15 protein-coding genes, 2 tRNA genes and 3 rRNA genes are annotated in these 21,704 nt (G+C 57.7%); 6 read left to right on the top strand and 14 right to left on the bottom strand.

Going from position 1 to position 21,704, the window contains the following annotated elements:
• Nucleotides 1-87 precede the first annotated feature (87 nt).
• Together BLU46_RS11920 and BLU46_RS11925 are read left to right on the top strand one after the other, a co-directional pair.
• Nucleotides 88-1,257: a hypothetical protein gene (locus BLU46_RS11920; protein ID WP_093201926.1), complete on the top strand. Its 1,170-nt coding sequence runs from the start codon at nt 88-90 to the stop codon at nt 1,255-1,257.
• Nucleotides 1,258-1,433: 176 nt separating this feature from the next.
• Entirely contained in the window at nt 1,434-1,958 is a 525-nt protein-coding gene (locus BLU46_RS11925; protein WP_063033182.1) for a hypothetical protein, read from the top strand.
• On the opposite strand, the gene can is transcribed toward BLU46_RS11925, so the two are convergent.
• Complete coding sequence (can, locus tag BLU46_RS11930; RefSeq protein WP_003214385.1) at nt 1,955-2,599, bottom strand: carbonate dehydratase; 645 nt, start codon at nt 2,597-2,599, stop codon at nt 1,955-1,957. The genes BLU46_RS11925 and can overlap by 4 nt on opposite strands.
• Nucleotides 2,600-2,751: 152 nt before the next feature.
• Between can and BLU46_RS11935 the strand changes: the two genes are divergently transcribed.
• Nucleotides 2,752-3,156, top strand: a complete 405-nt coding sequence (locus BLU46_RS11935) for a hypothetical protein (protein ID WP_063033183.1) — start codon at nt 2,752-2,754, stop codon at nt 3,154-3,156.
• 120 nt (nt 3,157-3,276) lie between these two features.
• Here BLU46_RS11935 and rimI read toward each other — a convergent pair whose 3' ends face one another.
• Both rimI and BLU46_RS11945 read right to left on the bottom strand, forming a co-directional pair.
• Nucleotides 3,277-3,729 carry a ribosomal protein S18-alanine N-acetyltransferase gene (gene rimI / locus BLU46_RS11940; protein ID WP_003214382.1) on the bottom strand — a complete coding sequence of 151 codons (453 nt, stop codon included), beginning with the start codon at nt 3,727-3,729 and terminating at the stop codon, nt 3,277-3,279.
• Entirely contained in the window at nt 3,722-4,459 is a 738-nt protein-coding gene (locus BLU46_RS11945) for a hypothetical protein (protein WP_063033184.1), read from the bottom strand. The genes rimI and BLU46_RS11945 overlap by 8 nt, the downstream gene beginning before the upstream one ends.
• 206 nt (nt 4,460-4,665) lie before the next feature.
• Here BLU46_RS11945 and mksB point away from each other — a divergent pair, with 206 nt between their 5' ends.
• From mksB to mksF, 3 genes are read left to right on the top strand one after another with little or no spacing between them, the layout of a single operon-like run.
• A complete protein-coding gene (gene mksB, locus BLU46_RS11950; protein WP_003214377.1) occupies nt 4,666-5,943 on the top strand; it encodes an Mks condensin complex protein MksB in 1,278 nt (425 codons plus the stop codon).
• A complete protein-coding gene (gene mksE, locus BLU46_RS11955; protein WP_093201930.1) occupies nt 5,933-6,640 on the top strand; it encodes an Mks condensin complex protein MksE in 708 nt (235 codons plus the stop codon). The genes mksB and mksE overlap by 11 nt, the downstream gene beginning before the upstream one ends.
• Nucleotides 6,637-9,477: an Mks condensin complex protein MksF gene (gene mksF / locus BLU46_RS11960; RefSeq protein ID WP_093201935.1), complete on the top strand. Its 2,841-nt coding sequence runs from the start codon at nt 6,637-6,639 to the stop codon at nt 9,475-9,477. Before mksE ends, mksF begins: the two co-directional genes overlap by 4 nt.
• Nucleotides 9,478-9,648: 171 nt before the next feature.
• Here the strand turns inward: mksF and BLU46_RS11965 are convergent, their stop codons facing one another.
• The 11 genes from BLU46_RS11965 to pssA all read right to left on the bottom strand — a co-directional run bounded on the left by BLU46_RS11965 (nt 9,649) and on the right by pssA (nt 21,681).
• Complete coding sequence (locus tag BLU46_RS11965; protein WP_063033188.1) at nt 9,649-11,952, bottom strand: PqiB family protein; 2,304 nt, start codon at nt 11,950-11,952, stop codon at nt 9,649-9,651.
• Nucleotides 11,945-12,568, bottom strand: a complete 624-nt coding sequence (locus BLU46_RS11970; RefSeq protein WP_003214366.1) for a paraquat-inducible protein A — start codon at nt 12,566-12,568, stop codon at nt 11,945-11,947. Before BLU46_RS11970 ends, BLU46_RS11965 begins: the two co-directional genes overlap by 8 nt.
• On the bottom strand, nt 12,555-13,214 hold the full coding sequence (locus BLU46_RS11975; protein ID WP_093201939.1) for a paraquat-inducible protein A: 660 nt from the start codon (nt 13,212-13,214) through the stop codon (nt 12,555-12,557). The genes BLU46_RS11970 and BLU46_RS11975 overlap by 14 nt, the downstream gene beginning before the upstream one ends.
• A 169-nt stretch (nt 13,215-13,383) precedes the next feature.
• Nucleotides 13,384-13,499, bottom strand: a 5S ribosomal RNA gene (rrf, locus tag BLU46_RS11980).
• A gap of 151 nt (nt 13,500-13,650) precedes the next feature.
• A 23S ribosomal RNA gene (locus BLU46_RS11985) occupies nt 13,651-16,544 on the bottom strand.
• Between the two features lie 236 nt (nt 16,545-16,780).
• Nucleotides 16,781-16,856, bottom strand: a tRNA-Ala gene (locus BLU46_RS11990).
• Nucleotides 16,857-16,886: 30 nt separating this feature from the next.
• Nucleotides 16,887-16,963, bottom strand: a tRNA-Ile gene (locus tag BLU46_RS11995).
• An 82-nt stretch (nt 16,964-17,045) separates the two neighbouring features.
• Nucleotides 17,046-18,582, bottom strand: a 16S ribosomal RNA gene (locus tag BLU46_RS12000).
• Together the 16S, 23S and 5S rRNA genes with 2 tRNA genes alongside form the textbook arrangement of a ribosomal RNA operon.
• A gap of 544 nt (nt 18,583-19,126) precedes the next feature.
• A complete protein-coding gene (msrQ, locus tag BLU46_RS12010; RefSeq protein ID WP_093201944.1) occupies nt 19,127-19,747 on the bottom strand; it encodes a protein-methionine-sulfoxide reductase heme-binding subunit MsrQ in 621 nt (206 codons plus the stop codon).
• On the bottom strand, nt 19,747-20,760 hold the full coding sequence (msrP, locus tag BLU46_RS12015) for a protein-methionine-sulfoxide reductase catalytic subunit MsrP (RefSeq protein WP_093201948.1): 1,014 nt from the start codon (nt 20,758-20,760) through the stop codon (nt 19,747-19,749). Before msrP ends, msrQ begins: the two co-directional genes overlap by 1 nt.
• Before the next feature lie 63 nt (nt 20,761-20,823).
• Nucleotides 20,824-21,681 (bottom strand): CDP-diacylglycerol--serine O-phosphatidyltransferase, encoded by an 858-nt coding sequence (gene pssA, locus BLU46_RS12020; protein ID WP_003212123.1) that lies wholly within the window; start codon nt 21,679-21,681, stop codon nt 20,824-20,826.
• Nucleotides 21,682-21,704: the final 23 nt, after the last annotated feature.

Raw genomic sequence — 21,704 nt, forward strand, 5'->3', positions numbered from 1 at the left:
TCTACGCGCTTTCCCCGGTCAACCGCTACTGTGTGAGGGTGGGCATTCACCCCGCGCAGACGGGCTTTCGCTGACAGGGAACCATCCATGTTTAAACTCTCCAGGTTGTCCTTCACCCTGGCCGCACTGACCTTGAGTGCGGTCGTACAGGCTGACATCACCGTACCGCTGGGTACCCCGCAACGGGTCACCCAGTTGTTCGCGTACCCGAACAATTGCAGCGTCATCTGCTTTCGTCCCTGGACGCTGGAACAGACCGTCGAGCACTACCTGAACCAAAGCCTGCAACGAGACGGTTACAGCCGGGGCAAAGTCAGTGTAAAAACCGAGCATGACCAGGTGCTTGCCACCTTCAGCGGCGTGCCGGACGGTTATGGTCAGCCGCTGACCACCTTGCTCGACACCGCCGACCTGGCTTACCAGGGCGCCAGCAAGCTCAATGGCGATGGCAAGTGGCAGTTCAACTGGTACCTGTTCCTGCCGCTGGGCATGGCCCTGGAAAACCGCAAGAGCATCGAGCTGCTGCACTTCCCGCCGGATTACTCCCTGACCCACTTCCAGGACTACCTGGAGTCGGCCACCACCGACCGCTGGGCGACCTTGCTCACGGCCAACGGCATCCCGGCGACCCAGACGCCGGAATACCAGACCATCATCGACATCGCACCGATCGCCGCCCCCGCCACGGCGGGCAAGGACCTGGAAGGTGTGTACGGTTACTTCACCGACTACCAGACACGCATGGTCAAGGAGCTGAGCCTGCACGCGGGCGGCGCATTGCCGATGGTGGCTTTTGGGGCGCCAGTGCGCAGCTGGATCAAGCAGCAATACGGGCAAACCGTGGGTGTGTTGGGCCTGGCGCAGATCAGCCCCACCGATGGCAGCAAGGTCGCCGTGCTGGGGGCCAACCACCCGAGTTACATCTGGTATGCCGCCAACCCCGACACGTATGACGGTGACGAGCAAAAGGCCGACGAGGCCGGCTTGAAGGTGATGGGCCAGGACTTGAGCGCCGCCTGCTGGCAGGCCTCGATGGGTCAGAAGCCCGCCAGCGATCCGAATGTGCAGCTCAAAGGCTGTATGAACACCTGGCAGGTAACGCGCAAGGAGCAGACCTGCGAACTGTTCTACACCTCGATCCGCGAACTGACGCCCGAACAAGCGAACGCCAAGTGCGCCCAGCCCGCAATCAAGACTCAGCTAAGGCAATTGAAAAGCGCAGTGCCGGCACCGGCGGTTGATGCACCGGCGCTTTGACGCAAACTGCATAGGGGGGGGGAGTTTTCTTACAGAAAAAATAGCCAATTTCTACTGTCAGATTTGACAGTAGAAATTGGCGTTCACTTCGGCGAGTCTTGAGCGACGCCCATCCGTTGCAAGACTGGCAGTCCAGACACCACCGGCAGGTCGATGCAGCCCCCTCCTGGAGAGTCATGAAAACTCAAGCCATGGATCAGGCTAAAACCGCTGTGAGTGGCTGTCTTTACCCCTTTGCCACTGTGCTCACCGAACACGGCTACCCCCGCGCTTGCGACTATGAAGTGGTGCGTACCCGGGAGGGTTCAGGCGAAGGGATCAAGACGCGCGTCGCCTTTGATAGCCGCCTGCGCATCGCCAAGGTGTCCGGCTACGCACTGAGTGAGCGGCGCTTGCATACGGTGCAGATGTCCTCGCGTATTCACCTGTACGACCCGTGGTTCAGCGGCTTGCTTTCGCACTCGTGCAACCCGAACGTATTTCTCGACATGACGTACCTGGAACTCTGGTCCGTTCAGCCGGTGCCCGCCGGCGCCCTGCTGACCATGGATTACGCCCACACCGAGGACGTGCTGTTCCGACAGTTTCGCTGCCAGTGTGGCGAGCTCAACTGTCGGGGCTGGATCACCGGCATGAAGGAGCCGTTGAATGCCGAGGGTCAACAGTTCATGGAGCAGTGGCGCAAACGCAAAAGCCCTTAGACCGCTCCCAGCGGGCGCAGGCGGTATTGCGGCGGCAATTGCTCGAAGCCACTGATGGTGGTGTTCAGGCTTTTCCAGCGGCCATCCTTAATCCCGTAGATGCAGCCGTGAACCGACAGGCTCTGCCCACGGTGCCAGGCGTTTTGCACAATGCTGGTATGGCCGACGTTGGCCACTTGCTGGATCACGTTCAGCTCGCACAGGCGGTCGACGCGTTCCTCTTCCGTGGGCAACTGGGCCAGCACGTCGCGATTTTCGTAGTACAGGTCACGGATGGTGCGCAGCCAGCCGTCGATCAGGCCCAACTGGTTGTCCTGCATCGAGGCGCGTACACCGCCGCAGCCATAGTGGCCGGTCACCAGGATGTGTTTGACCTTGAGCACGTCAACCGCGTACTGGATCACCGACAGGCAATTGAGGTCGGTGTGCAGCACCACGTTAGCCACGTTGCGATGCACAAACAGGTCGCCCGGCAGCATGCCGACGATCTCGTTGGCCGGTACGCGGGCGTCGGAACAGCCGATCCACAGGTATTCCGGGGTTTGCTGGCGGGCGAGCTTGGCGAAGAATTCGGGATCTTCCTGTTTGATCGCATCTGCCCAGCGTTCGTTGTTATCAAGCAGGTCTTGTAGTTCGTTCATCAGGGAAAGCCTCAGGAATGATGCGCAGCTTTGACAGACGACCGCCCATCCGGGTCACGCCGATAATTAAAGATAGCCGGCCGGTAATTACTTGAATCTTGGGGAGCCATGCCTGTCCACACACTATAAGCCCCACAGTATGAGGAATCGCCATGACTGATTCACGACGTCCATTCGGCGCCACCCAACCGGAGCCGATTGATGACAACGAAGACCGCATGGGCTCCATGCGGGAACTGGATTTTGACGAGGAAGAACCGACGGCGGAGATCGGCGACGAGATTCCACCTCGCGAACGCGAGCATCTGATGCCCGACGAACGGGTACGCGAGGCCGGGATGACCGGGGCTTCCACCGCTGATCATGAATCAACCGATGATGACATGAGCCCGGAAACGCTGATCCGCGAGGATGGTGCGCGGGATGCGCGGGAAGAAGGTGAAGATGGACAGGCCGATTGGGACCTGAGCATCGTCGACGAAGACGAGATTGGCGGCGGCAATGGCCTGGATGAAGCCGAACTGGCCGATATCGATCCAGTAGACGGCAACCGCTGACACGCTGCCGAACTAAATGTGGGAGCGGGCTTGCTCGCGAAGGCGGTGTGTCAGTCATTACATCTGGCGACTGGACCACCGTATTCGCGAGCAAGCCCGCTCCCACATTGGGCACTGCGTTTAGTCGACCAGGGTGCAGGCCATCACGACCGCATCTTCACGACCACCGACGGCGGGGTAATAATCCCGCCGGCGGCCAATCTCGTTGAAACCGTAACGCTCATATAGCCGGAACGCGCCGGTGTTGCTGTCGCGCACTTCCAGGAAACATTCCCGCGCCTTGGCCTCGTAGGCCCGGGACATCAGGTGCTCCAGCAGGCTTAAACCCAGGCCACGGCCCTGGTTTTCCGGCTTGACGGTGATGTTCAGCAAGTGCGCTTCATCAAGGATAATCTGCACCACCCCATGGCCCACCTGCTGCTCTCCTTCAAACATCAGCCAGATCTGGTACTTGCCCAGCCCATCGAGAAAAATCCCGCGGGTCCAGGGGTGGCTGAACGCTGCGTATTCGATCTTCAGTACAGCGTCGAGGTCCGCCTCGGTCATCGGGCGGAAAGATAAAGCTTCACTCATCGGTACTTTTCCAGCGCGCCATCAGCCGGCGCATGGCTTGCCAGACATCAGCCTTACGCTGTGGCTCTTCCATTAATAGTTCCAGGCCCGGCAGAGCCCAGACGGAGCCCAGGCCTTCGACCTGCAGTTCGCGGTACCAGGCCTCGGCATTCGCTTCACCGGCAAAACGCACGGCGGGCAGGCCGATCAGCCACAGGCACACGCAGGGTTCGTCTTCCAGGCGCGCCGAGACAAAACCTTGCACAAAATCCCGCGCGGCTTCCGGCCCCTGATCCATGGTGCCCCGGGCCAGCAGCGGCCAGCGCACCGGTTCACCAACGATTTGCGGGCTGTCGGGCAAGCCGGCGGCGCGCAACATGTCCTTGAGCAGCAGATAGGCCGGGTCGCGGGTCTGGAAGCGCTCGCCTGTCGGCAACTCCACCAGCAGCAGGCAACGCCCGGCCCGCAGCAGTTGCAGGGCAAAGCGCGGCGGAGGCACGACTGGAGCCTTGACCACGGCAGGTGCCTCTTCGGCGACGACCGGCTTGGCCACCGGCGACGGGCGCGGCACTTCGACCTTTGGCCGGACCACCGGGGTTTCTGCCACGGGCTTGACCAGCGGCACCGGCGCAGCCGCCTCCTCACCCGAAGGCCCGAAAGCCTCGAACGGCTCCGGGGCCTCCAGCAGCTCGGGCCGCGAGGGGGCGGCGAACGGTAATTCAGTGCGCGGCAGCCAGTTGACCACCTGCATGGCGGTCAAGTAAGCGCGACGTCGGGACTCGATAAGCAAAGGTCGGCCACTTGTGGATAACTAAAGAACGGGGATTCTACCGCCCTTCGACGAAGATCGCCCGCAGTTGATCGTTCCGGTGAGCGCCTCACGACCGGCTGTGGATAAATCCCACCCCCGATGCAGTACAATCGCTGCTTTTAATCGCTAACCAGCCGGCCATTCCGATGATCGAACCCAAGCGCGTCTTGCGCGCCCTCGCCGAACACTGGGCCCTGCTTGAGCCACTGTGCGAACACTTCGACCAAGGCACCCTGAGCCTCAGCGAACTGCGCGCCCAACTGGCTGCCCAACAACTGGACAGCACGCCACAGGACATCACCAGCCTGCTGGACGTGTGGATTCGCCTGGATATCCTGGTGCCTGTCGCCAAGAGCCCGAACCGTTTCGAGCTCAACGCACAGATCCACGACTTCCTGGCGTATCTTCGCAAGGAGCACCGGCTAGGCCTGTGCCTGGAGATCGAAGCCTACCTGCGCCACCTTGAGCGCCTGGCGGGTTATATCCAGGACGCCTTCGACATCCGTGACGGCCATGACCTGGCGCGCCAACTGCGCCTGCTGGACATGCGCGTGCGGGACGTGCTGAAAAAACTCGCCAACGACGAACAGGCCCTCGCGGCCGTAGCCGACCGCGCCAAGACCAGCGACCGGCAGATCCCGTTGCGCCAGCGTTACGCCGAAGTACTGGCGACCTGGGACGAATACGTCGAACCGATGATTCAGTTGGTGAACGCCGACGGCGCCTTCGAACAAGGCGTGCGCAAGGTCGAGAACGTGCTGTTGCGCATGCTCACCGAACAGCAGCGCCTCGGCCACCTGGTGGACGACGACATGCTGCTGCGCACCCATGCGCGCATCCTCGAAATGCAGACCAGCGCTCAGTTGACCTTGCGTCACGCCCGGGAACTGCTGCTGCCGTTGCGTGAAGAAGCTCGCCGGCACAACGCCGTGACCCGTGGCGCGGCGCTGGCCTTGTCGGCGATTCGCCGCAAGGGCCTGGACGCGGTGCCGCAAGCGGCGATGCCGATGTTCACCCGGCCGCAAAGCACCTTTCTCGGCAGTGCCAGCCAAGTCGAAGCCTATGTGTACGCCCTGGCCAACTTCGAACCGAAGCCGGCGCGTTTCCCCAAGGCGCACAAATCCCACAAGGGCGAAGCCCCTCGCGCGCCGCGCACGGTCAAGGAGATGCTCGAGCGCTGCGAAGACGCGCTGCCGATGCCGGACCTGATGACTTGGCTGCTGGAGCAGGAACCGGACGGCGCAACCGACGAGTTGCTGTACTGGTTCTCACGCCTGTCGCGGGAGAAACGCTTCAAGCGCGAACGTCTGGAACGACGGGATTACCACACTCACGAGCACCAGGTCAGCCTGCGCTCATTCGCCCTGCTTCCAGCCAGTATTGATACGGCCGGGAATTCTGCGAGCACCCCTCATGCATCTTGATCTATCCGAACTGTCCCAGCTGGCGCCGATCTTTCGCGAGCTGTTCAAGGGTTACCACGTCAGCCGCCGCGACCCGGAGCTGTACGCCCAACTGTCGAACTTCCAGGACCAGTACCGCACGCTGTTCAAGGCCCTGGGCTTTGAGCTGGTGTGCGACACCCGGGGTTTCTACTACTTCGTGCCGGACTCGGCCGTGGCTGCCGCGCAGGTCAACAAGACCGCCCAGCGTCTGGCGTTGTTCACCTTCATCATCGTCGAGCACCTGGCCGACCAGGGCCGCGACCCGATCGCCGTGCTTGACGGTGGCAGCCTGGGCCGTGATGAGCTGCCGTCGTTGCTGGAAAAGTACCGCGACCTGTTTATCCAGGCCGAAGTGCAGACCGTCGAGGAACTGGAAGAAAAAATCATGCGCCGCATGACTCAGCTGGGTTTTGCCGGTGAAGAGAACGGTATCTACCGCTTCCTGCCGCCGATGCACCGCTTCCTCGATGTGTGCCTCTCGGTCCAGCAGGACCGCGACCTGGCCGCGAGCATCCACAGCGTGTTGCCGTTGCCGGCCCCGGTGATCATCGACGAAGACAGCGATGAAAAACTGCTGAAGACCGATGACCCGCTGGACTTGAGTGACTTCGCGGACGAAAGCGAAGAAGACGCCCTGGCCCGTGCCATTGCCGAAGAACAGGAGACCGATGCATGAGCAAGGAACGCTACGGCATTCGCCGCTTCGCCCTTTTGAACACTGCCGGTTACAGCCTGGGTTTGTTCCCGCTGGAAGAACCGCTGTCGGTGTACGGCGCGAACAACCTCGGCAAATCGGCTTCGATCAACGCGTTGCAGTTCCCGATTCTGGCGCGCATGTCGGACATGAGTTTCGGCAAGTACACCCTGGAGCAATCCCGGCGTTTCTACTTTGCTACCGACACCAGCTACATCCTGGTGGAAGTGGCCCTGCCCCACGGCCCGCACGTGATCGGCGTGGTTGGTCGCGGCCCGGGCGGTGGTTTCGGTCACCAGTTCTTTGCCTACGCCGGCAAGCTGGACCTGGCGCACTACCAGAAGAACGACACCTGCCTGCGCCAGAAAGAGCTATTTACCAACCTTGAGCGTGAAGGCCTGAAAGCCTATGAACTCAAGCCGGATGAACTGCGACGTTTGCTGGTGGGCGGCCACACGTCGATCCCGCTGGACCTGACCCTGATTCCGCTGCGCTCCACCAGCGAGCAGAGCCTGAAGACCTTCCGTGCGTTGTTTATCAACTTGCTGCACATGCGGGAAATTACCGCGGCCAAGTTGAAACAGCTGTTCCTCGATGCCTTCGAACACAGCCTGCGTTCCGGCAGTGTCGATTACATCGCGGCGTGTGAAGAAGCCTTCCGTGATGTACGACGCATGGAGCAGGACTACAACTCATTGGTAGCCGCCGGCCCGCTGGTGGAAGCGCTGTCCAATGGCGTGAAACAGCGGGAAATCCTGCGGGGCAAACTGCATCGCCTGTCGCCGCTGCTGGATTCGTTGTTGGGCACTTGGTCGGACTACGCCAGTGCGCGCAAGGAAGAGCTGACGATTCAGGCCGAGCATTACCGCAACGAGCAAGACGCACTGCAGAACGACCAGCGCGGCGGCACTCAGGAGTTGATGCGCCTGGAGCGGGAAATCAGCGGCATTCAGCGCTGGCTCGGTGAGCTGTCGGTGCTCAAGCATCGCTTCGCCCTGGTGGATGACGTCAAGGTGCTGGAGCAACAACTGCTGGCCGCCAAGGATGCTCACGATGAATTGGCCGGGGCCTTGGCGCAGTCGCGTCAGTTCAGTGCCGAGGATCTGGACGAGCGTCTGCGGGACCTGGAAAAACGCCTGAAGTCGGTGAAGCAACAACTCGATCACGCCGACAACAACAGCTACGCCAAGCTGCGGGAAGAATTCTCGCAGCAGGATGTCGAGCGTCTGATGCGCTTGTTCAACAGTTCGCTGTTCAGCTTGCCGCTGGGTGAGCATGGCATCACCCTGGATGAAGACGGCCTGTGGGTGAAATCCCTGGAGCAGATCCTCGATGGCTTCAAGGGTGAGCGTTTTGAAGTGCCGGGATTGGCCATCGATATCTCGCATATCGAGCCGCCGGCATTGCAGGCCTTGGCTGACCGCGCTGCGTTGCGCGACCAGAAAGAACGCCTGGAAAAAGAACTCAAGCAACTGAAAACCCAGCAAGCCGTGGCGGCTGACCGTGCGGCAAGCAAGACCCAGACTGAAGCCTTGTACCAACAGGTATTGGACGCACAGAAGGCGCTGGAAGATTTCCGCCGCTCGCAAACCCTGAGCGCAGAAGAAGGCGAGAAGCTGGAAAGCCTGGCGCAGATGGAAGCAGCCCAGGACGAGTTGAAGCGTTCCAGCGATGCGTTTACCGAACGCGTCCAGCAACTGTCGGCCAAGCTGCAATTGGTAGGCCGCCAGATTGGTGATATGGAAGCCAAGCAGCGCACGCTGGATGACGCGTTGCGTCGTCGTCATCTGCTGCCGGCGGACTTGCCGTTTGGTACGCCGTTCATGGACCCGGTGGACGACTCCATGGAAAACCTGCTGCCGCTGCTCAATGACTATCAGGACAGTTGGCAAGGTTTGCTGCGCGCTGACGGCCAGATCGACGCGCTGTATGCACAGGTGCGCCTCAAGGGAGTGGCCAAGTTCGACAGTGAAGACGATATGGAGCGCCGCCTGCACTTGCTGATCAACGCTTACGCGCACCGTACGGATGAAGCCCTGACGCTGGGCAAGGCGCGGCGTGCGGCGGTCACCGATATCGCACGCACCTTGCGCAATATCCGCAGCGACTACGACAGCCTTGAGCACCAGTTGGCGTTGTTCAACCGCGAGATCAACAAGCGTCAGGTATCCAACCTGCAGAGCTTCCGCATCGTGCTCGCGCCGAACAAGGAAGCCCTCAAGCATATCGACCAGATCATCCACAGTGCCGGTCAGTATGAAGAGGGTGAAACCCTGTCGGTCTTCGACCTGAGCCAGAGCGCCGAGCAGGACAACAAGAACGAGGAAGCCAAGGAATACCTGGCGCGCCTGGTTGCGGCCAACCATAACCAGTTGGGCCTCAAGGACTTGTTCGAATTGGCGTTCGAGATCACCAAGGTCAACGGCCAGCCGATCATTCACACCGACATTGATGGCGCCGCCTCCAACGGCACCACCATGACCATCAAGGCGCTGACCAACATGTACTTGTTGCTGCACTTGATGGACCGCGATCAGGCAGGTCGTGTGCGCTTGCCGTACTACCTCGATGAGGCCGCGGATATCGATGAGAAGAACCAGGCGGCGTTGCTGGAAACCAGCTTGCAGCTGGGCTTCGTACCGATTCTGGCCAGTGTGAAGCCACAGGTTTCCGCCCAGGTGGCGATTGACCTGGAAGGCGGCAGCGGGCCGAACGGGATCTACATTGATGAAGCGGACTGGAAGTACATCCGCCGTCACGATGTGGTGAAGGCGACGGTGAATGTGCAGGCGGATGAGCCGGAGTTGGATGAGGTTTAATCAGCCGCGCTGAAATGCAAAAAGGCCGCGATCTTTTGGATCGCGGCCTTTTTTTTGGTGTTCTTGAGGGCCTCTTCGCGAGCAAGCCCGCTCCCACATTCAATCGGGTTCCTTCAGGGGGAACTGGGTCAAATGTGGGAGCGGGCTTGCTCGCGAAGGCCGCGCCTCGGTCTATTTGCCGAGTGGGATTTTAGGGGCCCAGGTCAGCCATTCGTCTTCGAACTTGTCGAACAGCGGGAAGGTTTGCTGGGGCCGAGCGGCATTACCCATGCGTTCGCCGTCTGGCGTGGCAAAGGCGATGCCGCCGGCGACCAGGGTCTCCAGGGATTCGGTGCGTACCGTCGCGCCTTTGAATAAGCCGAAGTCGAGACCGAAGCCGCTGGTGTTCCAGAACCGGCTGCCACTGCGCACCAGAGGCGCGTACTTCGGCTCGATCAGGATGTGGACCAGCACGCGGTCGGCGGTCTGGCCCAGCTCGTAGCCTGTGACCTTGCCTACCGTGACTTCCCGATAGGTCACCGGCACGCCTTCCTTCAGCGAACCACGACGCGCAGCGCTGAGCACCAGGCTCAAGCCCGCTTCCTGATGGACAGCTTCCGGCGGTTGGTCGAGGGCAACGAAGCTCTTTTGCGGGCCGGCGTTTTTCACCGCTGGCTGTACTTCGATGTACTGGCCGGTCACCAGGGTTTCCAGGTTCGACGTTTTCATCAGCCCGAGTTCAGGCTTGACCACCCAGAACTGACTGCCGGCCCGGGCGATGCGATCGGCCACTTGAGTGATGCGCGCGCTGAGCAGGACCGATTGCATGTCGGCACTCAAGTCGACGCTTTCGATCTTGCCTACATCCAGGCCTTTGAAGCGTACCGGCGTACCTGGGCGCAGGCCGTCGGCGCGGTCGACCTTGATGGTCACCAGCGTACCGTGCTGGTTGGCGGCTTCGCGGTCCGGGAACAGACGGAAACGCGGGATACGCTTTTTCAGCGGTACATTCGGCTCCGGGGTTTCGAAGGCGATACCGCCCGCCATCAGGCTGGCCAGGGATTCACTTTTCACCTGGATGCCGCCGGTAAGTCCGCCGGTCAGGGTCACGCCGCTGGCATTCCAGAATCGGGTCGAGCCGTTGACCAGGCCTTCGTACTCTTTCTCGATATGGACGCCGATCACCAATTGCTTGTTCTTGCGGGAGAACTGGTAGCTCTGTACGGAACCGACCTTGACCTGTTTGTAGAGGATCGGGCTGCCGACGTCCAGGGAGCCGAGGTTGTCGGTGAACAGCACCATGTGCAGACCGGGGGAACGCAGGTCCAGTGGCGGCGCCTTGGCCCGCGCGACGTACTCCCGTTGTGGCGCGCTGCCCTTGTCGCCGGGACGGATGGCGATGTAGTTACCTTTGACCAACGCTTCCAGCCCGGTGATGCCGGCCAGGGAGATCGACGGTTTGACCACCCAGAATTGGGTGTCCTGAACGAGGTAGTCTTCGGCCAGCGGGTCGAGGGTCAGCTCGGCATTGGCGCTGGAAAGATCCGGGTCGATCTTCAGGGTCTTCAGGCTGCCGACCTGGATGCCTTTGTACATCACCGGCGTGCGACCCGCCTGGAGACCTTCGAAGTCGGTGAGTTTGACTTTGACCTTGATGCCCGCAGCGGCCGCATCAAAGTCTTCGTACAAGCGGAACGGCAGGCTCGGGTCCGTCGGCGGGCTGTCCTTGCGGTTCTCCGGCGTGGCGAAGGCGATACCGCCGGCAACGATGCTGGCCAGGGATTCACTGCGCACTTTTACGCCGGACAGGTTGGCGTCGATGCTGATGCCGCTGGCGTTCCAGAAACGCGTGTGTTTGCGCACCAGGCTGGCGTAGGTCGGCTCGATGTAGACCTTGATTTCAACGGTGGTCTGGTCTTCGGAGAGCAGGTAGCTTTTGACCTGGCCGACCTGGATCTGCTTATAGAACACCGGGCTGCCGCGGTTCAGCGAGCCGAGGCGATCAGCTTTGATCGTCAGGTGCAGGCCGGGCTTGGCGTCGGATAAGGGCGGTTCTTCGGACAGGGCCTTGAACTTGCGCGTCGGCTCGCCATCGCCCGGGCTGGCAGCGATGTAGTTACCCGAGACCAGGGTTTCCAGCCCAGTGATCCCGGCCAGGCTGACACTCGGCTTTACCAGCCAGAAGCGGGTGTTGGTCTTGAGGTATTGCTCCACGTCCTTGTTCATCTCGATGGTGGCGATCACCCCGCGATTGTTACCTTCGTCATCCAGGGCCAGGGTTTTCACCTTACCCACGGACATGCCTTTATAGACCACTTCGGTCTTGTTGGCCTGGATGCCTTCGCCGCTTTCAAAGCGAACCTGAATCTCGATACCTTGCTGGTTGTACGCACGCCATCCCAACCAGCCGCCGATGATCAGGGCAATCAGGGGCAGCACCCAAATGGCCGACCAGTTGGAAGCTGGGCGGGTTTTAGCCTTAGGCAAATCACTCATGGTCGTCGTCCGACTCCGTGTTATCCCAAATCAGTCGGGGATCGAAAGTTACTGCGGCAAGCATCGTCAAGATCACCACACTGGCGAACGCCACGGCACCGAGATTGGCCTCGACACTGGCAAGTCGCCCAAAGTTTACGACCGCCACCAGGATGGCAATCACGAAGATATCCAGCATGGACCAGCGGCCAATGAACTCGATAAAGCGGTACATGATAATGCGTTGTTGCGCGGAAAGTGGTTGGTGACGTTGCACCGAGAACAGTAACAAGCCGATGCCCACCAGCTTGAAGGTTGGCACCAAAATGCTGGCGATGAACACTACAGCGGCGATCGGGAACATGCCGTGCTGCATCAGTTGGATCACGCCGGACATGATGGTGCTCGGATCGCCTTGGCCCAGGGAGCTTACGGTCATGATCGGCAACAGATTGGCCGGGATGTACAAGATGGCAGCCGTGATCAGCAGCGCCCAAGTGCGCGTCAGGCTGTTCGGACGACGGGCGTGGACCAGCGCACCGCAACGGGTGCAGGTTTGCTCGTCGGTGTCCGGGTCTTGTTTGTTTAGTTCATGGCATTCGGTACAGATCAGAATGCCCGCATCAATCGCCCGCATGAGCATCCTCTCCTGACAGCGCTTCCCAGATCTGGTGAGGTGACATCACCACCTCCAGCAGTATCTGGACCATTAACAGACTTACGAAGCAGGCCAGGCCAAGCCCAACGGTGATGGTGGCCATGTCGGCCAGTTTTACGATCGCCACCAGCACGCCCATCAGGTAGACCTCGAGCATCCCCCAGTCCTTGAGGTGGTGGTAGATGCGATAAAACAGCAGGCCGTAGCTGCGGCCGATGTTCCAGCGAATGCTCAGCAATACCGCCAGTTGGCACAGGAGCTTGAACAGTGGGATGCCCATGCTGCAGAGGAACACCACCACGGCGACGCCTTGCATACCGGTGTCGAACAGACCGACCACGCCGGTCCACACGGTGTCCTGCGAGGACTGCCCGAGTAGATTGAGCTGCATGATGGGTAAAAAGTTCGCGGGGACGTACAACAATAGCGCGGCAATCACTAACGCCAGGCTTCGTTCAACGACGTTGTGGCGGTGAGCATACAGCTCGTAGCCGCAGCGTGGGCATTGGGCCTTTTCACCGCGGGCAAGCTCCGGCTTGCGCATCAGCAAGTCGCACTCATGGCATGCCACGAGTTCGTCCAGCGGTAAGTCTGACACCTCGAGGGTATCAACCGGGTCGGGCATATAGGGCTCGGACTCTAAAAAAGGTTAGGTGCCTATTCTAGTGTTCTGGTTCAGAAATAACTGTGCAAATTTGTCGGGGGGCCGCTGTATATCGAGCATGTCGGTAAGTTTCTGACCGCCCAAAACAAAACCCCTGATTGCGTTAGCAATCAGGGGTTTCGGAATTTAATCTTGACGATGACCTACTCTCACATGGGGAAACCCCACACTACCATCGGCGATGCATCGTTTCACTGCTGAGTTCGGGATGGGATCAGGTGGTTCCAATGCTCTATGGTCGTCAAGAAATTCGGGTACTGAGTCGTGACCAGATGGCCTCGCTTCAGCAAATTGGGTATGTGATAGCTTTCGGTGTTTTGTGAGATTCGAACTTTCGGTTCGTTTCGTCTTCACACACCGCAATCTGGTCTTTCGACTCAAATTGCTTGGGTGTTATATGGTCAAGCCTCACGGGCAATTAGTATTGGTTAGCTCAACGCCTCACAGCGCTTACACACCCAACCTATCAACGTCGTAGTCTTCGACGGCCCTTCAGGGAACTCAAGGTTCCAGTGAGATCTCATCTTGAGGCTAGTTTCCCGCTTAGATGCTTTCAGCGGTTATCTATTCCGAACATAGCTACCCGGCAATGCCACTGGCGTGACAACCGGAACACCAGAGGTTCGTCCACTCCGGTCCTCTCGTACTAGGAGCAGCCCCTCTCAAATCTCAAACGTCCACGGCAGATAGGGACCGAACTGTCTCACGACGTTCTAAACCCAGCTCGCGTACCACTTTAAATGGCGAACAGCCATACCCTTGGGACCGGCTTCAGCCCCAGGATGTGATGAGCCGACATCGAGGTGCCAAACACCGCCGTCGATATGAACTCTTGGGCGGTATCAGCCTGTTATCCCCGGAGTACCTTTTATCCGTTGAGCGATGGCCCTTCCATACAGAACCACCGGATCACTAAGACCTACTTTCGTACCTGCTCGACGTGTCTGTCTCGCAGTCAAGCGCGCTTTTGCCTTTATACTCTACGACCGATTTCCGACCGGTCTGAGCGCACCTTCGTACTCCTCCGTTACTCTTTAGGAGGAGACCGCCCCAGTCAAACTACCCACCATACACTGTCCTCGATCCGGATAACGGACCTGAGTTAGAACCTCAAAGTTGCCAGGGTGGTATTTCAAGGTTGGCTCCACGCGAACTGGCGTCCACGCTTCAAAGCCTCCCACCTATCCTACACAAGCAAATTCAAAGTCCAGTGCAAAGCTATAGTAAAGGTTCACGGGGTCTTTCCGTCTAGCCGCGGATACACTGCATCTTCACAGCGATTTCAATTTCACTGAGTCTCGGGTGGAGACAGCGCCGCCATCGTTACGCCATTCGTGCAGGTCGGAACTTACCCGACAAGGAATTTCGCTACCTTAGGACCGTTATAGTTACGGCCGCCGTTTACCGGGGCTTCGATCAAGAGCTTCGCGTTAGCTAACCCCATCAATTAACCTTCCGGCACCGGGCAGGCGTCACACCCTATACGTCCACTTTCGTGTTTGCAGAGTGCTGTGTTTTTAATAAACAGTCGCAGCGGCCTGGTATCTTCGACCGGCATGAGCTTACGGAGCAAGTCCTTCACCCTCACCGGCGCACCTTCTCCCGAAGTTACGGTGCCATTTTGCCTAGTTCCTTCACCCGAGTTCTCTCAAGCGCCTTGGTATTCTCTACCCAACCACCTGTGTCGGTTTGGGGTACGGTTCCTGGTTACCTGAAGCTTAGAAGCTTTTCTTGGAAGCATGGCATCAACCACTTCGTCATCTAAAAGATAACTCGTCATCAGCTCTCGGCCTTAGAATCCCGGATTTACCTAAGATTCCAGCCTACCACCTTAAACTTGGACAACCAACGCCAAGCTGGCCTAGCCTTCTCCGTCCCTCCATCGCAATAACCAGAAGTACAGGAATATTAACCTGTTTTCCATCGACTACGCTTTTCAGCCTCGCCTTAGGGACCGACTAACCCTGCGTCGATTAACGTTGCGCAGGAAACCTTGGTCTTTCGGCGTGGGTGTTTTTCACACCCATTATCGTTACTCATGTCAGCATTCGCACTTCTGATACCTCCAGCAAGCTTCTCAACTCACCTTCACAGGCTTACAGAACGCTCCTCTACCGCATCACCCGAAGGTGATACCCGTAGCTTCGGTGTATGGTTTGAGCCCCGTTACATCTTCCGCGCAGGCCGACTCGACTAGTGAGCTATTACGCTTTCTTTAAAGGGTGGCTGCTTCTAAGCCAACCTCCTAGCTGTCTAAGCCTTCCCACATCGTTTCCCACTTAACCATAACTTTGGGACCTTAGCTGACGGTCTGGGTTGTTTCCCTTTTCACGACGGACGTTAGCACCCGCCGTGTGTCTCCCATGCTCGGCACTTGTAGGTATTCGGAGTTTGCATCGGTTTGGTAAGTCGGGATGACCCCCTAGCCGAAACAGTGCTCTACCCCCTACAGTGATACATGAGGCGCTACCTAAATAGCTTTCGAGGAGAACCAGCTATCTCCGAGCTTGATTAGCCTTTCACTCCGATCCACAGGTCATCCGCTAACTTTTCAACGGTAGTCGGTTCGGTCCTCCAGTTAGTGTTACCCAACCTTCAACCTGCCCATGGATAGATCGCCCGGTTTCGGGTCTATTCCCAGCGACTAGACGCCCTATTAAGACTCGCTTTCGCTACGCCTCCCCTATTCGGTTAAGCTCGCCACTGAAAATAAGTCGCTGACCCATTATACAAAAGGTACGCAGTCACAGAACAAAGTCTGCTCCCACTGCTTGTACGCATACGGTTTCAGGATCTATTTCACTCCCCTCTCCGGGGTTCTTTTCGCCTTTCCCTCACGGTACTAGTTCACTATCGGTCAGTCAGTAGTATTTAGCCTTGGAGGATGGTCCCCCCATATTCAGACAAAGTTTCTCGTGCTCCGTCCTACTCGATTTCATGACTAAGAGATTTTCGCGTACAGGGCTATCACCCACTATGGCCGCACTTTCCAGAGCGTTCCGCTAATCTCAAAGCCACTTAAGGGCTAGTCCCCGTTCGCTCGCCACTACTAAGGGAATCTCGGTTGATTTCTTTTCCTCAGGGTACTTAGATGTTTCAGTTCCCCTGGTTCGCTCCATACACCTATGTATTCAGTGTAAGGTAACCATCTTATGATGGCTGGGTTCCCCCATTCAGACATCTCCGGATCAAAGTCTGTTTGCCGACTCCCCGAAGCTTTTCGCAGGCTACCACGTCTTTCATCGCCTCTGACTGCCAAGGCATCCACCGTATGCGCTTCTTCACTTGACCATATAACCCCAAGCAATCTGGTTATACTGTGAAGACGACATTCGCCGAAAATTCGCAATTACTCACAAATTTTACCTTAGCCTGATCCGTTACCAGTGAAAGTAACGTTCAGTCTATCTTTCTATCACATACCCAAATTTTTAAAGAACGATCTAATCAAAGACTAGAAATCAACATTCACCATCACAACGATGGAATGCTCATTTCTAAGCTTTCAAAACTTTCAGAAGCAGTAGTGGTGGAGCCAAACGGGATCGAACCGTTGACCTCCTGCGTGCAAGGCAGGCGCTCTCCCAGCTGAGCTATGGCCCCGTATTTCTACAGGCGTTTCCCACACAAAATTGGTGGGTCTGGGCAGATTCGAACTGCCGACCTCACCCTTATCAGGGGTGCGCTCTAACCAACTGAGCTACAGACCCAATTTCGGGCTGCTTCTTATCGTCTTCTTCAATGAATCAAGCAATTCGTGTGGGAACTTATGGAGCAGCTGATGTCGTCGATTAAGGAGGTGATCCAGCCGCAGGTTCCCCTACGGCTACCTTGTTACGACTTCACCCCAGTCATGAATCACACCGTGGTAACCGTCCTCCCGAAGGTTAGACTAGCTACTTCTGGTGCAACCCACTCCCATGGTGTGACGGGCGGTGTGTACAAGGCCCGGGAACGTATTCACCGCGACATTCTGATTCGCGATTACTAGCGATTCCGACTTCACGCAGTCGAGTTGCAGACTGCGATCCGGACTACGATCGGTTTTCTGGGATTAGCTCCACCTCGCGGCTTGGCAACCCTCTGTACCGACCATTGTAGCACGTGTGTAGCCCAGGCCGTAAGGGCCATGATGACTTGACGTCATCCCCACCTTCCTCCGGTTTGTCACCGGCAGTCTCCTTAGAGTGCCCACCATTACGTGCTGGTAACTAAGGACAAGGGTTGCGCTCGTTACGGGACTTAACCCAACATCTCACGACACGAGCTGACGACAGCCATGCAGCACCTGTCTCAATGTTCCCGAAGGCACCAATCTATCTCTAGAAAGTTCATTGGATGTCAAGGCCTGGTAAGGTTCTTCGCGTTGCTTCGAATTAAACCACATGCTCCACCGCTTGTGCGGGCCCCCGTCAATTCATTTGAGTTTTAACCTTGCGGCCGTACTCCCCAGGCGGTCAACTTAATGCGTTAGCTGCGCCACTAAGAGCTCAAGGCTCCCAACGGCTAGTTGACATCGTTTACGGCGTGGACTACCAGGGTATCTAATCCTGTTTGCTCCCCACGCTTTCGCACCTCAGTGTCAGTATCAGTCCAGGTGGTCGCCTTCGCCACTGGTGTTCCTTCCTATATCTACGCATTTCACCGCTACACAGGAAATTCCACCACCCTCTACCATACTCTAGCTCGTCAGTTTTGAATGCAGTTCCCAGGTTGAGCCCGGGGATTTCACATCCAACTTAACGAACCACCTACGCGCGCTTTACGCCCAGTAATTCCGATTAACGCTTGCACCCTCTGTATTACCGCGGCTGCTGGCACAGAGTTAGCCGGTGCTTATTCTGTCGGTAACGTCAAAACAGCAAAGTATTAATTTACTGCCCTTCCTCCCAACTTAAAGTGCTTTACAATCCGAAGACCTTCTTCACACACGCGGCATGGCTGGATCAGGCTTTCGCCCATTGTCCAATATTCCCCACTGCTGCCTCCCGTAGGAGTCTGGACCGTGTCTCAGTTCCAGTGTGACTGATCATCCTCTCAGACCAGTTACGGATCGTCGCCTTGGTGAGCCATTACCCCACCAACTAGCTAATCCGACCTAGGCTCATCTGATAGCGCAAGGCCCGAAGGTCCCCTGCTTTCTCCCGTAGGACGTATGCGGTATTAGCGTCCGTTTCCGAACGTTATCCCCCACTACCAGGCAGATTCCTAGGCATTACTCACCCGTCCGCCGCTCTCAAGAGAAGCAAGCTTCTCTCTACCGCTCGACTTGCATGTGTTAGGCCTGCCGCCAGCGTTCAATCTGAGCCATGATCAAACTCTTCAGTTCAAACATCTTTGGGTTTTTAAGAAACCCTAAACTTGGCTCAGCAATCGTTGGTTACATCTTTGATTTCTCGCGGAGTAACTTGTGATGCTGATAATCTTGTTGACTATCAGTCTGACTCCACAAGCACCCACACGAATTGCTTGATTCAGTTGTTAAAGAGCGGTTGGTTAAGATCTTTCGTCTCAACCGAGGCGCGCATTCTACAGCAGCCTCATTTGCTGTCAAGTGATTATTTTCAGAAGTTTTCAAAGTTTCCTTTGTAACTTCAACCACTTGCGCTTCCGATCTCTCGTTAGCGGGAGGCGAATTCTACAGCGTTACACGCTGCTGTCAACACCTCTTTTTCTCCGCTTTCGACCGAGAAGATCGAACCGTTAATAGGGCTAAACAACACGTCCCTATCAACTCCTTCTGGGCTTCGATGATCTGAAGCAGCTCACTGTCGAAACCTACATAACTCTTTGTTTACCAAGGAGTTTTCCGTTTCGACTGCGCCGGAAGTGGGGCGAATTATAGACTTCCAGAATCTGCCGTCAAGGGTTAATTACGCTTTTGTTGCAGAAGATGGTTTTTTAGCAATAAGGCGGGGAATCCGCCGCATTACAGGCGGCACACGCAGCACTAGAAGCAGCGCTCCTATAGATGCATAGATAGCCCACTCCTTTAGATCTGCCCTTACGATCCACAACATGTGCAGTAGGCCAAGCCCGAGAGTCACATAAACCAAGCGATGCAGCTTCTTCCAGCGCGCACCAAGGCGGCGCTGGCTGTAGCGGTTAGAAGTGACTGCGAGCACTAATAGAGAAAGGAACCCCAATGTGCCAACGATAATGTAAGGCCGCTTTCGCAGCTCGACCCCCAACTGCGACCAGTCAAGCCCCAGGATGAACACGCAGTAAGCCGCAAGATGCAAAACCACATACGCAAAGCACCACAGCCCCAGCTGCCGTCGCACAGCAATCCACCCCGCCCAACCACTGAGCTTCTGCAGCGGCGTCATGCCGAGGGTGATCAACAGCAGAATCAAGGTCCCAAGCCCAAGCCGATCCATCAGCACTTTCCCAGGGTCAGGCCCAAGCGCAAAGCTCCAGGCCTCGTACAACCAGAACAGCGGCCACACCGCCGCTGCTATAAAGACGCCGATGCGCCAGACCGGGTAGCGCATCAATAGTTCTTCCGCAGATCGAGGCCCGTATAAAGAGAGGCGACTTCATCGGAGTAGCCGTTGAACATTTGCGTCTCACGCACATTGGGACTGAACAGCCCACTGGGCAAACGCCGCTCCCGCGCCTGGGTCCAGCGCGGATGGTCGACGGTAGGATTCACGTTCGCATAAAACCCGTACTCACTCGCCGCAATGCTTTGCCAGGTGGTTTTCGGCTGCTCACTGACGAGGCTGATGCGCACGATCGACTTCACGCTCTTGAATCCATACTTCCATGGCACCACCAACCGCAACGGGGCACCATTCTGATTTGGCAACTCCCGCCCATACATACCTACCGCCAGGATCGCCAGGGGATTCATCGCCTCATCCAATCGCAGCCCTTCGACATAAGGCCAATCGATCAAGGCAAAGTTGGAGCGCTGCCCCGGCATGCTCTTGGGATCTTGCAGGGTTTCAAAGCGGATGTATTTGGCCTTGGAAGTCGGCTCGACGTGCTTGAGCAATTCCGAAATAGGAAATCCTATCCACGGAATGACCATCGACCACGCCTCTACACAGCGCAGTCGATAGATTCGTTCTTCCAGTTGATACGGCTTCATGAAGTCTTCAAGCGCGTAACGCCCGGGCTTGGCGACTTCACCATCAATCACCACACTCCATGGCTCGGTCTTGAGCGAACCGGCATTGGCAGCAGGGTCGCCCTTGTCCGTACCAAACTCATAGAAGTTGTTGTAGTGGGTCGCATCCTTGAACGGGGTGATCGCCTCATCCTTGACGGTTACCGCCTGCCATTTTGTACCCGGCAGCTTTTCGGCAAACCATCCAGGCGCCTTGCCCGGTTCGACATCCGCGTAACGCGCAGCATCATCCGCACTGGCCCAACGGGGTAGGCTGCTGGCAGCCAGGCCGGCAAGCGCACCACCGAGCAAGCTGCGGCGAGAGAAATAGAAGGATTCAGGGGTGACGTCTGATTCTTTGCAATCAGACGCTTTGGGGAACTTGATTAGCATGGCAACTCCGCAGCTTTGGAGGACAGATGCACCAATAGACTGCGGAGTATGGGGGAAATTACATTAAGGCAACGTTTTGCGCTGACGAAGATGCAGCAAGTACTGCACCGGGCCGGACGCGGCATAGACAAGGAACGCCAACAGCAGGATTCGCGGCGGGTCACTGAAGACCACGGCGAACACCAGCACGACCGCCAGGATGGCTACAAACGGCACGCGCCCCTTGAGGTCCAGCTCCTTGAAGCTGTTGTACTTGATGTTGCTGACCATCAACATGCCGGCCGCCGCGACCATCAGGGCCACCAGGAACGACATCTTGGAGCCTTGGATACCATAGTCGCTGAATGCCCAGACAATACCGGCCACCACCCCCGCCGCAGCCGGGCTGGCCAGGCCAATGAAGTAGCGCTTGTCGGCAGTCCCTACCTGGGTATTGAAGCGTGCCAGACGCAATGCCGCGCCAGCCACATAGATGAAGGCGACCATCCAGCCGACTTTGCCCATGTCACCCAGCGCCCAGGCGAATGCGAGCAACGCCGGCGCCACCCCAAAGGCAACCATGTCCGACAGCGAGTCATATTCGGCCCCGAAGGCACTCTGGGTGTTGGTCATGCGTGCCACACGCCCATCCAGGCCATCAAGGACCATGGCGACGAAGATCGCAATCGCGGCAAAACCAAAGTACTTGCTGGCCCCGGCAGCATCACCGGCCGCCAACGCACTCTGGGCACTCATGGAGTTGATGATGGAGTAGAACCCCGCGAACAGATTCGCAGTGGTGAACAGATTGGGCAGAAGATAGATGCCACGATGCCGGACTTTACGGCCTTCAGCATCGTGCCCCTCTTCGACATGTTCATCGATCGGTAGCAGGCTTTCGGCGTCAGAGGCCTGGTTTGGCTCTTCGGGACGTTCGCTCATGGACTTTACCTTGCAACGGTGTG

Origin of the sequence: Pseudomonas yamanorum (assembly GCF_900105735.1) — a bacterium.
GTDB classification, from domain to species: Bacteria; Pseudomonadota; Gammaproteobacteria; order Pseudomonadales; family Pseudomonadaceae; genus Aquipseudomonas; species Aquipseudomonas yamanorum.

Excerpts from the sequence above, each read along its gene's own strand:
- BLU46_RS11920 (WP_093201926.1), top strand. The coding sequence starts at position 88 with ATGTTTAAACTCTCCAGGTTGTCCTTCACCCTGGCCGCACTGACCTTG.
- BLU46_RS11925 (WP_063033182.1), top strand. The coding sequence starts at position 1,434 with ATGAAAACTCAAGCCATGGATCAGGCTAAAACCGCTGTGAGTGGCTGT.
- can (WP_003214385.1), bottom strand. The coding sequence starts at position 2,599 with ATGAACGAACTACAAGACCTGCTTGATAACAACGAACGCTGGGCAGAT.
- BLU46_RS11935 (WP_063033183.1), top strand. The coding sequence starts at position 2,752 with ATGACTGATTCACGACGTCCATTCGGCGCCACCCAACCGGAGCCGATT.
- rimI (WP_003214382.1), bottom strand. The coding sequence starts at position 3,729 with ATGAGTGAAGCTTTATCTTTCCGCCCGATGACCGAGGCGGACCTCGAC.
- BLU46_RS11945 (WP_063033184.1), bottom strand. The coding sequence starts at position 4,459 with ATGCAGGTGGTCAACTGGCTGCCGCGCACTGAATTACCGTTCGCCGCC.
- mksB (WP_003214377.1), top strand. The coding sequence starts at position 4,666 with ATGATCGAACCCAAGCGCGTCTTGCGCGCCCTCGCCGAACACTGGGCC.
- mksE (WP_093201930.1), top strand. The coding sequence starts at position 5,933 with ATGCATCTTGATCTATCCGAACTGTCCCAGCTGGCGCCGATCTTTCGC.
- mksF (WP_093201935.1), top strand. The coding sequence starts at position 6,637 with ATGAGCAAGGAACGCTACGGCATTCGCCGCTTCGCCCTTTTGAACACT.
- BLU46_RS11965 (WP_063033188.1), bottom strand. The coding sequence starts at position 11,952 with ATGAGTGATTTGCCTAAGGCTAAAACCCGCCCAGCTTCCAACTGGTCG.
- BLU46_RS11970 (WP_003214366.1), bottom strand. The coding sequence starts at position 12,568 with ATGCGGGCGATTGATGCGGGCATTCTGATCTGTACCGAATGCCATGAA.
- BLU46_RS11975 (WP_093201939.1), bottom strand. The coding sequence starts at position 13,214 with ATGCCCGACCCGGTTGATACCCTCGAGGTGTCAGACTTACCGCTGGAC.
- msrQ (WP_093201944.1), bottom strand. The coding sequence starts at position 19,747 with ATGCGCTACCCGGTCTGGCGCATCGGCGTCTTTATAGCAGCGGCGGTG.
- msrP (WP_093201948.1), bottom strand. The coding sequence starts at position 20,760 with ATGCTAATCAAGTTCCCCAAAGCGTCTGATTGCAAAGAATCAGACGTC.
- pssA (WP_003212123.1), bottom strand. The coding sequence starts at position 21,681 with ATGAGCGAACGTCCCGAAGAGCCAAACCAGGCCTCTGACGCCGAAAGC.